The sequence below is a fragment of the Butyrivibrio sp. ob235 genome, assembly GCF_900109475.1.
GTDB lineage: Bacteria > Bacillota > Clostridia > Lachnospirales > Lachnospiraceae > Butyrivibrio.
The window spans coordinates 1-14603 of record NZ_FOBE01000003.1 but is presented as its reverse complement, the minus strand read 5'-3'; the positions used below and the strand labels follow the sequence as shown (position 1 = coordinate 14603).

Genomic DNA, 14603 nt, shown 5'->3' with positions numbered 1-14603 from the left:
CCCCTCATCCGGCGCGCAGCGCCGGATGAGGGGAAATACGAAAGGACGCATATGTATCAGATAAGCTTTGATAACCCAATAAACGTATATTTCATCGGCATCGGCGGCATCTCAATGAGCGGCCTCGCCATGGTACTTGCCGACAGAGGTTTCAAGGTCAGCGGCTCAGACAGAGCCGAGTCTGACGTAACAGAGAATCTCAAGAAGGCCGGAATTAAAGTCTACATCGGACAAAAGGCAGATAACCTCACCGCAGGCGATAAGCCTGAGCTCGTGGTTTACACAGCTGCCATTCATCCCGATAATCCCGAGTTTGCAAAGTCAAAGGAGCTTGAAATCCCGATGCTGACAAGAGCTGAGCTTCTCGGTCAGATAATGAAGCACTACTACCTTCCTATTAATGTTGCGGGAACCCATGGTAAGACCACCACAACCGCGATGGTCTCCAAGATACTTCTTGAGAATAACATGGATCCCACCATTTCAATCGGAGGAAATTTAAAGGACATTGGCGGCAACATCAGAATCGGTGCTTCAAAATACTTCGTAACCGAGGCCTGCGAATACACCAACAGCTTCCTCAGCTTTTTCCCGGGAGTTGGAATTATTCTGAACGTGGATGCGGATCACCTCGACTTCTTCAAGGACCTTGATGACATCAGGAACTCCTTCCACAAGTTTGCAGAGCTCATCCCCGAGGACGGAACTCTTGTTATAAACGGAGAGATCCCGAATCTGTCAGAACTTACAGACGGCTTAAAGTGTGGCATAAAAACCTACGGTTTTACCGATGAATTCGACTACTATCCTACAGATATAACCTACGATGATTTCGGCAACGCTTCTTTCACTATTAATAGAAGAGACGGATCATCCTTCGGTGTAAGTCTCAAGGTTCCCGGAAAGCACAACGTAGGTAACGCCCTCGCTGCTGCTGCTGCAGCCGACGTTTTTGATGTTCCCGAGGCAGAGATCGCCGCTGGTCTTACATCCTTTACAGGAACCGGAAGGCGCTTCGAATACAGAGGATGTGTGGACGGTCTCACCATCATCGACGACTATGCTCATCATCCGACAGAGATAGCTGCGACACTCAGTGCTGCAAAAAATTATCCGCACAAAACTCTCTGGGTAGTTTTCCAGCCTCACACCTTTACACGGACAAAGGCGCTGATGGACGAGTTTGCAAATGCCCTTCTGCCTGCGGATAAGCTCATCATCGCTGACATCTACGCAGCCAGAGAGACCGACAATCTGGGCATCAGCTCCAGAACCCTGAAGGAGAAAATCGAATCCCTCGGACATGAATGTTTCTATTTTCCGTCCTTTGATGAGATAGAAAAATTTCTTCTACAAAATTGCACGAAGGATGACATGTTGATAACCATGGGGGCAGGGAATGTGGTAGATATCGCCAATGACCTTTTGGGTCTTTGATTTTCCACTCTATCCACTTACACCTTATACAATTTAATCGAAATACCATGTGGATAACATCCGCTGACATCATCTGGTCGCCGCCTCTTGATTCAGCGGATTTTTATAAAAAATTTATAAAATAATCCACGTTATCCACAATGTCCACAAGGGTTCGAAAATGTTTAAGCTCAGTCCCCACCTGACATTTCTTCGTCACTTTTCCCATTTGCAGCCGGTCCTCTTCGGTGTATAATTCAAAACGAATTAAGAGAAAAAATATGAAAAAAGTGGGTGAAACAACACATGATGGGGCGAGTAACTATCAATCAAAATTCTATGATGTCAACGACATCACTTTCCAACATTTTTATAGATGAATATCTTGCGGATGCTAACGATGCTCAGATAAAGGTCTATCTTTATCTGCTTCGTATGATGTGCTCAGGCATGGCTACAAGTGTTTGTGACCTTGCCGATAAATTTAACTACACTGAGAAGGATGTTCAGCGAGCCCTCAGGTATTGGGAGGAGCTGGGGCTTATATCCCTCGAGCTCGACGGTTCAGGCATGCTCGTTGGGATTCATATGCAGGACATTTTTCCCAAAAAAGCTGCAAAGATCACAGGTCTGCATTCTGTACGCACACCTGAGCACGAAGCACCATCAAGATATTCTGTAGTGAAAAAAACACCGGAGAAAAAAGCACCTCATAAGGACAATCCTCAGATGCTTTTCGTAGCTGAACAGTATTTTGGAAGAACACTCAACAGTAGCGAAGTCAAGACAATCTACTATATTCAGGATACCCTTGAATTCTCCGAGGACCTTCTTGACTACCTACTTCAGCACTGCGTAGGCAAAGGGAAGACAGATTTCGACTATGTACGCAAGGTAGCTATGGCTTGGCATGAAAAAGGCATCACATCTCCCGAGCAGGCAGCTCTCGAGGTCACAGCCACCAGAACCGCGTATCAGATAATGAAGGAGCTCGGAATGCAGAACGCTCCGACTCCGACAGAGCTTCAGTACTTCGACAGATGGCAGGCTGAATACGGCTTTTCCCTCACCATCATCACAGAGGCTTGCAGACGCACCGTGCTTCAGACACAGGTTAAGCGCGTTCAGTACTGCGACGGCATCCTGAAGAGCTGGTTCAAGGCAGGAGTTAAGGCACTCTCCGATGTAAAGGCACTCGACGGAGCCTTCGGAAAAGAGACAGCCCGCAAAGAGAGCTCCCGCAAGGCAGAAGCCGTAAAAACCAATAACCGTTTTCATCAATTCAAACAAAATGATTATGATCTATCCAGTCTTGAGAATCAGTTACTTGATAATTAATCAGGAAGGTAGGGCAGAATTATGGCATTAACAAATACTCAGTACGACGAAATAATGCACGATTATGAGACGCTTCGCACCATCAAGCGCCGCGAGCTCACCAAGCGCATCAAGTACGTAGAGCAGCATGTTCCCGGATACCTTGTACTCGAGCAGGAAACAGGCAAGAGAAGCGCCGCCTTCGGCCGCAGACTTTTAAATGGCGAGAAACTGGACAGATCCGAGCTCCACAGACAGCTCGTTGAAGTCTCCGAGCAGAAAAAGAGCCTTCTTCGCGAGGCCAATCTGCCCGTAGATTACCTTGAGATGCAGTATGAGTGTCCCCTTTGCAAGGACACAGGCTATGTTGGCAGTGAAAAATGCTCCTGTTTTAAGCAGAGAGTTATAGAGCGTCTCTATGCCCAGTCGAATATCAACAGACTCGCTGAGGACGCCAATTTTGACCTCATGTCCGAGGAATATTACACGGGCGAGGACCTGGATCACTTCCGCGGAGCTGTTAAAACTTCCAAAGAATTTATTAAGAATTTTGAAACTTTATACCCAAATCTGCTCTTTTATGGTACAGTTGGTACTGGTAAATCGTTCCTTTCAATTTGTATAGCCAAGGAGATACTGGATATGGGGCATTCCGTGCTGTATTTCAGCGCTGCTTCCCTGTTCTCGCTTTTGCAGACCAACTCCTTCGATTTCAAGAAATCGGATGAGCTGCGCACACTCCTGGATGACTTGTACAACACAGAGCTGCTCATAATCGATGATCTCGGAACCGAGCATGTTACCAATAACTCGATTCCGCAGCTTTTCACTTGTATTAATGAGAGACTTATCAGGAACAGATCTACCATTATCACTACTAATTTTTCATTGGACGATATCAAGTCCATGTATTCTGAGCGTGTATCTTCGAGAATTGCGAGCACGTATCATCTGTGCAAGCTTACAGGCAGGGATATACGCATCATGAAAAAGGTCCAGAACAGAAAGTGAGGAATTTTGGCAATGCCAAGACGTGAAGAAAAACGTAACCTTGAAACAATCCCCGTTGGTTCTCTGGGAATTATCCCACTCAAGGGGTGCAAGACACTGGGGGAGAAGGTTGACTACTATCTTGTGAAGTGGCGCCAGGAGCGCGAGAACGAGCACAAGGGCAGCCTTGCATTTACAGGTTATGAGCGCCCGTCCTATCTTCTTAAGGCCGAGGTTCCGAGATTCGGAAGCGGCGAGGCCAAGGGTGTTATCAAGCAGTCAGTCAGAGGTGATGACCTCTACATCATGGTCGATGTATGTAACCATTCATTAACTTATTCACTTTTTGGAAAAGAAAATCATATGTCTCCTGACGATCACTATCAGGATCTCAAGAGAATTATCGCAGCCGTAGGCGGTAAAGCGAGAAGAATCACAGTTATCATGCCTTTCCTCTACGAGAGCCGCCAGCATAAGCGCTCCTCAAGAGAATCTCTTGACTGCGCAATCGCTCTTCAGGAGCTTGTGAGCATGGGTGTTGATAACATAATCACCTTCGACGCTCACGATCCCAGAGTACAGAACGCAATCCCGCTCAACGGATTCGAGACAGTTCGTACCACTTATCAGTTTATTAAAGCACTTTTGAGAAATATCAAGGATCTCAAGATTGATTCAGATCACATGATGGTCATCTCCCCCGATGAGGGTGGAATGGGCCGTGCAATCTATCTTGCAAGTGTTATGGGTCTCGATGTCGGAATGTTCTACAAGCGCCGTGACTACACTCAGGTTGTGGACGGACGTAACCCCATCGTATCACACGAGTTCCTCGGCACCTCCGTTGAGGGCAAGGATGTTATCATTGTAGATGACATGATTTCCTCAGGTGAGAGCCTCATCGATGTAGCCAAAGCCCTTAAGCAGAGAAAAGCAGCTCACATCTACGCTTTCTCAACCTTCGGCCTCTTCACCAGCGGTCTTGAGAGATTCGACGAAGCCTACAACGAAGGCCTCATCGACAGAATCCTCACCACCAACCTGATCTACCAGACTCCCGAGCTTCTCTCTAGAGAATGGTACATCAGCTGCGATATGAGTAAGTACATTGCTTACCTCATCGACACACTCAACCACGACGCATCCATCAGCGACCTGCTTAACCCGGTTGAGAGAATAAATAGTATTATTGCCAGATATAATAATGGCGAATTAGATAATTAAAAAGGAAGGCCTGCGAGCGTTGCTCGCAGGCCTTTGAATTTAAAGCCTTCCCCCTCCGGGGGAAGGGAAGAATACTGCCTTCCCCTTGGGGGGGAAGGCTTTTATTAATTCTCTACCCCCGGTAAGTAGGTGACGAAGTGATTTCCGTTGTTCTCAAACAAGTTGTTGGAGTCTTCTCTTCCGAACTTGTAGACTCTTCCGGTGGTGGGTTCCATGAGAACCGTGTTCATCTCATTGAAGCCGATGATAAGGAGGCTGCTGCCGTCGTTTAAGGTTGCCATGACGGGGATGTCCTGATTTACATAATAGAGCATCGCTTCCATCTTGCAGCCATCGAGTTCGAGAACCTTGGCATTCACGAGACTTTCACTCAAAATATCAACAACAGTTTTGCCCTGTTCCAGCATAGAATCAACGTTAACATTGATTCCTCTGTGCTGGAGGATCATATCAAGGCAGACACTCGTTGAATTCTCGGCGGTCATATTCTCTCTGGTCTCAGCCAGATTGGTTATATACATAATCTGGTTCGAAGTCAGCAGATTACCTCTAACCCATACATACTGGTTGATGTCGTTTACTACAACTCCGGCAGCGTCATAGGCATCATTAACCGCTTCGGCAGGGTTGTCATAGATGCTCTTCAAACCATTCAGGCCGTAGACAAAATAGTAGGGATTATCATCCATGCTCCTGTCAGAGTCTATCTGCACATCACGGCTTCCCTCAAACAGCGTCATATTGGGAGTCTGCAGAATAAGCGACTTCTTCTTAACATTACTCTTGACGTTTATCTGCGTGATATTCTTGTAATTCTCGGTTGCAGCAACAGATATGAAATTACTTCCAACCTCTTTTTTCAGAGTGCTCATGATCTGGTCGTCTATGAGCTCGTCGTATAACTGGCTGCCCTCGTTCCACTGTGCACGGGAAAGCCTTATGACATTATCCTCAATCCTGACACCGGTCACAACGCCCTGGTCGGGGCTGTAATTTTCCAGAATATTACCATCGCTGTCTACGATATGAATGCTGTGCATTCCATATACCGTACTTCCCATGCGGTCACTGTGCACATCATATTCATGCGCCATACCATACACGAGATCCTCACCCATAAAACCAAGAACCTTCACAAAATCACCGCTCTCAGCTTCAATATCGGAAGTAACCTGGGTGCTGAGATTCATGATCTGCACCGTCTTTTTATCCTCTGAATGCCATGCAATAATACTTCCCGATTCAGAAATGCAGTATCTGTCCTCAGACAGATTTTCAATGAGCTTCTTCTGACTTCTGGAATCCAGGTCGATCATATACACATCGCCATCAAGCTTTATGAAAAGAGCACCGCTTGTACTTATATAGAGCACCTTCTCAGAATAGGACCTTATGATATCCTGATGAAGTTTGGATGAGATAAACGCCATCTCCTCTATGGTATTTAGCTGTGAATCGTACTTATAAACAGCATTACCAACATAGCCCTCATGATCTCCGCGGTTCATATAGCCAGAAACCACAAATTCCACATTTCCGGCCTCATCCACGCTCAGAATATGAATCGTATTGCCCATAAAGGTCGCGCGGTCATCAGTATATTCATCATTGTAAAAACCGAATACCAGCGCGATTTTGTTACCCGTGCCGTTGTAAACGTAGAGCCTATCCTCACTTACAAAAGCGAAAACACCGCCGCCATCGCTCTCCTTCACGGTAACGTTCGGATCGGTGATCCACAAGCTGATAACATTGTCCGTAATATCCGAAGTGTCCGCATTGAACACATAATTCATCGTTCTGTCAAAATTGAGGAGGTAAATTCTATCCGAAGTATATCTGATTCTGTAAGCCTCTTCTACGTTATAGAGCTTCTCCGTGCCGTCCTCGATTTTCTGAGTAACCTGATAATCCAGAACAATTATGGAAGTCTGGGGATGCACATCCCTCACAAAAACCTTGGGATCTGTACGTGCTACAATGTTAAGACCACCCCAAGTCACCTGCTCGTAGCTACTGTTGATCGTCACATGGCTAAAGGAAGTATTGTCCCCATCCGCATTTGACTCCAGATACTTTGCCAGTTCCTCCGAATGCTCCGCATTATTAAAAGTCATATTCGAGAAATTCAGCGCAAAATCAACGATTTCTCTGGTATGATAAGCGTTATCCTCTTCGGTCCAGATAACCCTCTCATAATATCTTGCAGTTTTGCCGTTTACATTTGCCAGAATAACAAGTATGTACTCTTTTCCCGGATCAATTAGATCCTTCATCTGGAATTTTCCCTTGATAATATCCCCGTCCTGCGAGTAATCGGTGATATCCGAGTTCTCAACCAGGCTGTTGCCCGAGACCTGTCTGACCTCAAATTTCAAATCAGAGATGCTCTCACCATAGGTGTTCATCTGAAAAGAAATCGTTCTCTGCGCATCGGTAGGCATAATCTCCCCGTGCATGTGCGCAACATCCATCTCCTGCGCATAGCCGTGGAGCATATTTATCTGTTTTCCGCCCGATTCAAAGGTCACTGTGGGAAAAGTGGGCGCACCCATCCTGGCAGTCATATCAACTGTCTCAACATTGGTGAAATGCCCAATAAGAAGAAGTGAAACAATAAAAACAACGATTGTATATATAATCTTGATGATTGTTTTTTTCATTATAAATCCTTATGCCTTAATTCCATTGACTTCTTACACTCATCGCGGTAATATTTTTCTAACTTAAAAACGTCAGATAAAAAGCGCAAGTGCGCAGATAGGGGGAATCATGAGTTACCCTGTTCTATATCGTAAACGTATTATTCCGAATGAATGCATTCTGCTAAAGGATGACCGTATCCTGCAATGTGATGATAACACCATTGTCACAGAGTGGGAAGCGATACACCCACGGTCCGATTTGTCACACGGCTATTCCTGTTATTATTTGAAACGCGGTTATAAGATCAGCAAATTCTATCGTGCTGACTCCAGTCTCATGTACTGGTACTGCGATATAGTCGAATATCAGCAGGGTCCCGAGGAAAATTCCATCGTAACCCTGGATCTTCTCGCCGACGTAGTCATCTACCCCGACGGCAAAATCCGCATCCTCGACCTGGATGAACTGGCTGAGGCCTTCGAGCAGAAGCTTATTGATGAAAAACAGCTCAAGACCGCGCTTCATTCATTGGGGAATCTGATGGATGCGATTTATGAAAATAGTATCTCGACGCTTGAGGCGCCGATAATTAAGGCGTTACGTTAATAGAACACATGCCCGCCGATATTGATTCCGGTAAGCCCCGGAATCGGTGTTCTGAAATAAACGCAGTTTCCTACGTTCGTTGCGCCGCTCATAGCGGCATCTGCTGCCTGATAGCAGGCCTCGTTTGCATCTCCGTTTGCAAGCGCAAGCGCGAGTCTTCCGCTACCCACGGGTGAAAACTGTGCATTCTGGTAAATAACACCTACAACAGTATCCGGATAAACAGAGCTAAGCACTCTGTTGATAACAACCGCTCCAACGGCGACTTTTCCCTCGTAGGGTTCTCCACCCGCTTCGCAATATATCAGATTTGCCAGAAGATATCTGTCTCCTTCCGCAAACTGAACATCCGAAATATTTCTCCACTTTGACTTAGCCGCCAATTTTGACAAACGAATTTCCTCAGCGAGCTTCGCCTCAAGAGCCTTTACATCGGCATTCTGCTCAGCTACCTGATTTTCATACTCCTTCGCCTTGCTCTCGATATTCTTGGCCTCTTCCTCTGCGGTCGATATATTCTTCTTGTATTCACTTATGCTGCCACTGGTCTTGCTGACAAGCCCCGATACGCGGCTCTGCTCAGCCTCAACTTCAACCTTACACTGATCGAGCTCAGTCTTCTCTGACTGAAGAGTCTTCTCTTTCTCATCGATCTGCGCACAGGTCTGCTTGTACTGATCAAGCATCTTCCTATCGTAGGAAGAAAGAGACGCAACATAACTGCTATGATTAAGAAAATCCGCAAAGCTGCCCACATCCGTCAGCATATCCATGAGCATGAAGCTCTCCTTTTCATAGATAAACTGCACACGCTTCTTCATCGCTGCGTACTGGGCATCCTTAGTGCTGATTGCGGCCTCAAGCTCAGCCTGGGTCGTGTTGATCTCATCGGTCTTGGCATCGATCTGATTTTCAAGATCCGAAAGATTGTTGCTAACCTCCGTAAGCTGACTGTTCAGGTCGTCGAGCTTATTCTCAAGAACGCTCTTTTCCTGATGCAGATTGGAAATATCTTCCTTCTTGTCATCGAGCTGATCCTGAGTCTCACTCAGCTGTCCCTTGGTCTCATTGAGTTTGTCCTTTGCGTCCTGCAAAGCTTTCTTAGTCTCCTCGGTCGCCTTAACTGTAGTTCCCGCACTCCCCCAATTTATGCACAGAACTATCGCCATTGTTACTGCGACGAGCCGCATGACTCTACCCCAATAACTTTTCACTGGTTTTCCTCTGATTATATTTCTATGTGTATGTTCTTACCTGACCTGCTATAAGGATAATACTTCACTCCCGCCGCATCGAACATCTTCTTGGATGCTCTTGTTGCAGCTGAGGTGCTGTATTTATCGCTGTCATACACGACAGTCCTTATGCCGGCCTGAATTATCGCCTTTGCGCATTCATTACAGGGAAAAAGAGATACATAAAGCTTAGCCCCTTCAAGGCTGCCGCCTCTGTAATTTAAGATGGCATTGAGCTCACTATGGGTTACGAAGGGATATTTTGTGGCAAGCTCATCCTCGCCGTCCCTTTCCCACGGAAAATCATCATCATCACAGCCAATCGGGAAACCGTTGTAGCCCATGGATAAAATCTTATTATCCTCGCTGACAATACAAGTTCCCACCTGCGTGTTGGGATCCTTGGAGCGCATAGCTGCAAGCTTTGCAACGCCCATGAAATACTCGTCCCAGGAAATGTAATCTTCTCGTTTCATACTCTTCCTCCTTTCCCCTCATCCGGCGCTTCGCGCCACCTTCCCCCATTGGGGGAAGGTGGCTGCGTAGCAGCCGGATGAGGGGTTCCTCGCCGGATGAGGGGATTTACGCCTCCGCGTCCGTGATCTCCCCAATTCTTCTCACATGCTTCTCAAGTCCTGAAAACTCTGTGTCCAGGAATGTATCCACAATATCAATTGCCATATCGGGGCCGATAAGCGCGCCGCCCATGGCAAGTACATTCGCATCGTTGTGCTCACGGGTGAGCCTCGCTGAATGAGGCTCTGAGCAAAGAGCGCATCTGATGCCCTTTACCTTGTTGGCGATAATTGAGATACCGATACCTGTTGTGCAGATAACGATTCCCTTCTCACACTCGCCGCTTGCAACAGCCTCTGCTGCCGCCTTTCCGAAAATCGGATAATCACAGGAGTTCTTATCATAGGTACCAAAATCCTTGTACTCTATGCCCCTCTCCTTAAGATGCTCGATTACCACCTGCTTGATGTCAAATCCGCCGTGGTCACTTCCAAGTGCTATCATTTTTTCATTCTCCTCTTCTTTATTTTTTTGCCTTCCCCTTGGGGGGAAGGTGGCGCGTAGCGCCGGATGAGGGGCCAGCTTTACACCCTCACTACCTTATGTCCAGCTGCCTTCAGCAGTCTGTTCATTATTGCCTGTCCGAGTCCCGTATCATCAAAAGCCTCGGAATACATGCATTTTACATCCTCATCGTCGAACTGCCGCAGAATACTGAAAAGATTTCTTGCAATCTCTTCCTCGTCCTCTCGGCTTCCCGCGCATTTTACGACGTCGGCTCTGTATTTATCACGAGTCTCATCTGTTGCGATGACACCGGTTCGCTCTCCGTTTTTGCTGTGCTCCAAGATCTTCTCGTTAATGTATGCCGTAACCTTATCAGGTTCGCCTTCAACTATAGTAAGATCGCCTTTTGGCGCATAATGTCTGTACTTCATCCCGGGAGCCTTGGGCTTAACACCGCTGTCGGCACTGAGAATTGTCTTATCAATGCTAACATCCCCGAGAATATCGGAAAGCATCTTCTGCGTCACATATCCCGGGCGCAGAATCATGGGCGTATCCGAAGTTAAGTCTATTATAGTAGATTCCAGGCCGATTCCAACCTGTCCTCCGTCAATTATCATATCAACTCTGCCGTCTAAGTCCTCGATGCAGTACTTTGCTTCGGTGGGACTTGGTCTTCCCGAGAGATTTGCGCTAGGTGCCGCGATATATCCGCCCGACTGTCTGATCAGCTCAGCTGCGATTTTATTGCTGGGCATCCTTATCGCAACGGTTTCCAGACCTCCTGTCGTCTCATAGGGAACTACCTGCGATTTTTCCATTATCATAGTAAGGGGTCCCGGCCAAAGCACCTCAGCAAGCTTGTAAGCCGCCTCCGGAAGCTTTTTTACTATCTTCTCGATTGATTCCATGTCCGCAACGTGCACTATCAGCGGATTGTCTGAGGGCCTGCCCTTCGCGGAATATATCTTCATGGAAGACTTCGGATTAAGTGCATCTCCACCAAGACCGTAGACCGTCTCTGTTGGAAAAGCGACAAGACCGCCGTTTTTCAGGATTGTGCCGGCTCGCTGCAAGGCCGCAAGGGCGGCGGTGTCTATGTTATTTTCGTTAATTTGAATTAATTCAGTGTTCATGGTTTCCTTTGGTATATCTTTATTCCCCTCATCCGGCGCTTCGCGCCACCTGTCTACGCTCCGCTCCGGTCCGCGCTGGACCGACGTCCCCCGGACGTCGAGCGCCCCCAAGGGGACGGCTTATTTACTCATATACTCCGCAATTACATCCCAAACATCTGCGGTTTCGAACCCGAGGGCCCACTCCGCAACTCCGGCGATGCCGGCGCTCTGCATTACATTCAGCTTAGCCTCAAGGGATCTCGCATCCTCGTTCCATATCTGGTAGAAGTCGCCGTTTTCAGCGGTTGCTTCGCCGTAGTACTGGCATGTGTTCTCATCCCACTTAAGCTCAATTCCCTTTTCGGAAATCACATTTGCTACGCCGTCCATATGAAAAGCCTTACTTGAAAGCTCTCCGCCGCTGGTCGTCCACAATCTTGTATAGAAAGGCACGGAATTTACAAGCTTCTCTGCCGGAACCTGCTCGAGGGCTTTTTGGATACCGCTCTCAACATATCCGATGGATGCAACAGAGCCTGCCTCGGACGAACCGGAATAGTGCTCGTCATATCCCATTATAATTACGTAATCGCAGACAATTCCCTGCTCGGTAAGGTCATAGTGATCGTTAAAATCCATCGGCACATAGTCATCGACAGACAAAACAATCTGATTCTGGCGGCATGCCACCGACAGCTCTCTCAAAAACTCCAGATAAGAACGGCTATAGCTCTCATCGATAAGCTCGAAGTCCACATTTATTCCGTCAAAGCCAAACTCAGCCTGCTGCGCCATGAGGTTCGCAATAAGATTCGCTCTGGAAGCCGCATGTGAAACCACAGCCTCCGTATCACAGCCATTCGGATTATTGAAATTATCAACAGCCGCCCAGACCTGCACTCCTGCCGCATGCGCTGCAGTGACATAATCATGAGTTGCATAGCTCGAGATATTTCCTTCATTTCCATCAAGCGAAAACCAGGTGGGTGAAATGACGTTCAAGGATTTAGCCTGCGCAAGAATACCGGAAACCGTCTCATTTCCCTGGATGCCACCTATCGGATGGAATCCCATGTTAACTTTTGATCCAAGTGACATAGAAGTATACTCTCCAAGGGCAACTTTTCCCTCACCGTCGTCCACGCTCACTACTACGGGCGCAATATCCTTGATATGCTTGTTCTCTACATATCCGATATGACCGTTGGATGAGATGACTCTGGACCACTCCTCCATCTCCTCGATCACAGTAACCGTGCCGGCAGGAGCCTCGGTTACAACCTCACTCTTCCTACCGCCAAGCTTCCTGATAGCAATATCCTTCTTAAGGGTTCCGTTCTGGCTCTCCCCGGCAGCCGCCGTATAAATCCTGATTCTGGCAGGGCCTTCATCAGCGAAACTCTCATATTTCATGGAAGCGAATTTTTTCAGATAATCCACAGACACATAGAGCTTATCGCCCTCAAGCAGAGATGCCGGAAAGCCCAGATCCTCGCTGTCTCCCGCGGAAGAGGTGATGGTGTTCTCACCGACCGTGGCAGTATAAATCGCGTTCGGACCTGTATAAATCAGAATCCCGTCATCAGCGCCGTAGTAAAATCTGTTGCTTATGTCTGTCTGGACGAGGTCATAGTCCAGGTAATATCTATCATTGTAATATCCGGCCTTCTCCTCCATGAGCTTGTCATTTAGGATCAAAACAGCCTGTGTAGGGTCAGTAAGGCCATAGTATTCATTAAGGTCCACACGTTCCTTCGTATAGGAAAAACGCTCGAAGGCAAGCTGACCCGCATATATAAGTCCAAATAATATAATAAGAGCGATTATGAAAATCACCGGTTTAATCTTTTTCTTCATCTGTGACTCCTTCCAATCGCTTATTATACCATATTATGTAGTTTAATTGCCATTTTGCCGGCGGCTCTGTAATCCGCACCCCGCATACCAAATTTGACACATTTTATTTGTCTTAATTATGCGTGTCGTAACCGGTGGTGGGGCCTCCAGTTCAATATTTATCAACTAAAATTCGAATATCAAAGGTTAGATTCCAAAAGAAGGCTCAAAAGTTAGATGTAACATTAGTGATAGTTTCCTTAACCGCTTTTAAAAAATCTAATTGCTATTTCAAAAATTTTTTGATATGCGAAGTGGGATTACGAGCCGAGGCTATTGGCACTGGTGCCTCTTCTCGTATCACAATTCATTCCTATAGTAAAAATTCATTTCTATAGTTAAAACAATTCCTGCAAGTTAATACTTTGTTGTAAGTTTGTACTAATTAAAAAATAATTCACAGGGATTTCATTTCTTCCGATGATTCTCGGATGAACTTGTAAGACATTCCGTCAAGAACGACGGAACAATCGTAATATTCAAATGTTGTGTACCATGCCTCCTCTCCGATACGTACTCTCAGAGGCACCACGATTATGTAATATACACGACCAAAATCATATTGTCAACACCTAATTTCAATTTTATATTTTTTTATAATTCTAACCTATATATTAAATTACTAAACATGTCGATAGAAGTATTGACACATGCAGTTGTTTCCTATAACATTTAATAACTATATATACATATATAACAACCTTTTAGGTAATTGCGAAACTCGCTTTGCTCGTTCGCAATCTTGAATTTAGACAAGGAAAATTCATGCAGGGCATGAATCCTCTGAAATAAAATGTAAGCCGACAGTTTTAGGCGCACTTTAATAAGCATATGGCTTAATGAAGTTGGTAAGTCCTACGCGATTAGCGGTTTTACACTGCGGATATACTCATGATGTTTGATTTTGTCAGCTAGAACGACGGTGATGAGCTGAGTGATACCTGCAAGAATTAGATCAGCATGCAATGTTTTTTCATTTTGTGTGCGACGCCCTGCAAGACAGAGATTCTCTTTCATGTGATTGATATCTCTTTCAACGACGGTTCTGATTTTATAGGTGTTATCCCATTCTTCAGTACCGCGCAGTATCCCTGGATATGCACGTAGATTCTTTTCGGGATAGATATATATC

General features: G+C 46.2%; 11 protein-coding genes and 1 pseudogene. 5 read left to right on the top strand and 7 right to left on the bottom strand.

All coding sequences use genetic code 11. The features are described 5' to 3' along the window. The first annotated feature begins 51 nt into the window (after positions 1-51). The 4 genes from murC (at position 52) to BMW61_RS04225 (ending at position 4947) form a co-directional block, all read left to right on the top strand. Positions 52-1437 carry a UDP-N-acetylmuramate--L-alanine ligase gene (gene murC, locus BMW61_RS04240; protein ID WP_091820128.1) on the top strand — a complete coding sequence of 462 codons (1386 nt, stop codon included), beginning with the start codon at positions 52-54 and terminating at the stop codon, positions 1435-1437. A 285-nt stretch (positions 1438-1722) separates the two neighbouring features. Continuing rightward, the gene (locus tag BMW61_RS04235) at positions 1723-2754 is read left to right on the top strand and encodes a DnaD domain protein (protein WP_081646619.1); all 1032 of its coding nucleotides are present in this window, start codon (positions 1723-1725) and stop codon (positions 2752-2754) included. Between the two features lie 21 nt (positions 2755-2775). Further along, entirely contained in the window at positions 2776-3744 is a 969-nt protein-coding gene (locus BMW61_RS04230) for an ATP-binding protein (RefSeq protein ID WP_022760393.1), read from the top strand. A gap of 12 nt (positions 3745-3756) precedes the next feature. Then, complete coding sequence (locus tag BMW61_RS04225) at positions 3757-4947, top strand: ribose-phosphate pyrophosphokinase (protein ID WP_022760394.1); 1191 nt, start codon at positions 3757-3759, stop codon at positions 4945-4947. A gap of 104 nt (positions 4948-5051) precedes the next feature. Here BMW61_RS04225 and BMW61_RS04220 read toward each other — a convergent pair whose 3' ends face one another. Then, complete coding sequence (locus BMW61_RS04220) at positions 5052-7610, bottom strand: hypothetical protein (protein WP_091819998.1); 2559 nt, start codon at positions 7608-7610, stop codon at positions 5052-5054. A gap of 109 nt (positions 7611-7719) precedes the next feature. Between BMW61_RS04220 and BMW61_RS04215 the strand changes: the two genes are divergently transcribed. Then, positions 7720-8199, top strand: coding sequence for a ribonuclease FAU-1 family protein (locus BMW61_RS04215; RefSeq protein WP_091819997.1), 480 nt, complete (start codon positions 7720-7722; stop codon positions 8197-8199). On the opposite strand, the gene BMW61_RS04210 is transcribed toward BMW61_RS04215, so the two are convergent. The 6 genes and pseudogenes from BMW61_RS04210 to BMW61_RS22265 form a co-directional block, all read right to left on the bottom strand. Further along, positions 8196-9413 (bottom strand): cell wall hydrolase, encoded by a 1218-nt coding sequence (locus BMW61_RS04210; protein WP_242876615.1) that lies wholly within the window; start codon positions 9411-9413, stop codon positions 8196-8198. The genes BMW61_RS04215 and BMW61_RS04210 overlap by 4 nt on opposite strands. A gap of 14 nt (positions 9414-9427) precedes the next feature. Then, positions 9428-9910 carry a deoxycytidylate deaminase gene (locus BMW61_RS04205; protein WP_022760398.1) on the bottom strand — a complete coding sequence of 161 codons (483 nt, stop codon included), beginning with the start codon at positions 9908-9910 and terminating at the stop codon, positions 9428-9430. Between the two features lie 106 nt (positions 9911-10016). After that, positions 10017-10454, bottom strand: coding sequence for a ribose 5-phosphate isomerase B (gene rpiB, locus BMW61_RS04200; protein ID WP_022760399.1), 438 nt, complete (start codon positions 10452-10454; stop codon positions 10017-10019). A gap of 80 nt (positions 10455-10534) precedes the next feature. Beyond that, a complete protein-coding gene (locus tag BMW61_RS04195) occupies positions 10535-11593 on the bottom strand; it encodes an L-threonylcarbamoyladenylate synthase (RefSeq protein ID WP_091819994.1) in 1059 nt (352 codons plus the stop codon). Between the two features lie 120 nt (positions 11594-11713). After that, entirely contained in the window at positions 11714-13432 is a 1719-nt protein-coding gene (locus BMW61_RS04190) for a glycosyl hydrolase family 18 protein (RefSeq protein ID WP_091819993.1), read from the bottom strand. Positions 13433-14421: 989 nt separating this feature from the next. Continuing rightward, a pseudogene (locus tag BMW61_RS22265) lies at positions 14422-14603 on the bottom strand (ISNCY family transposase); the annotation flags it as partial.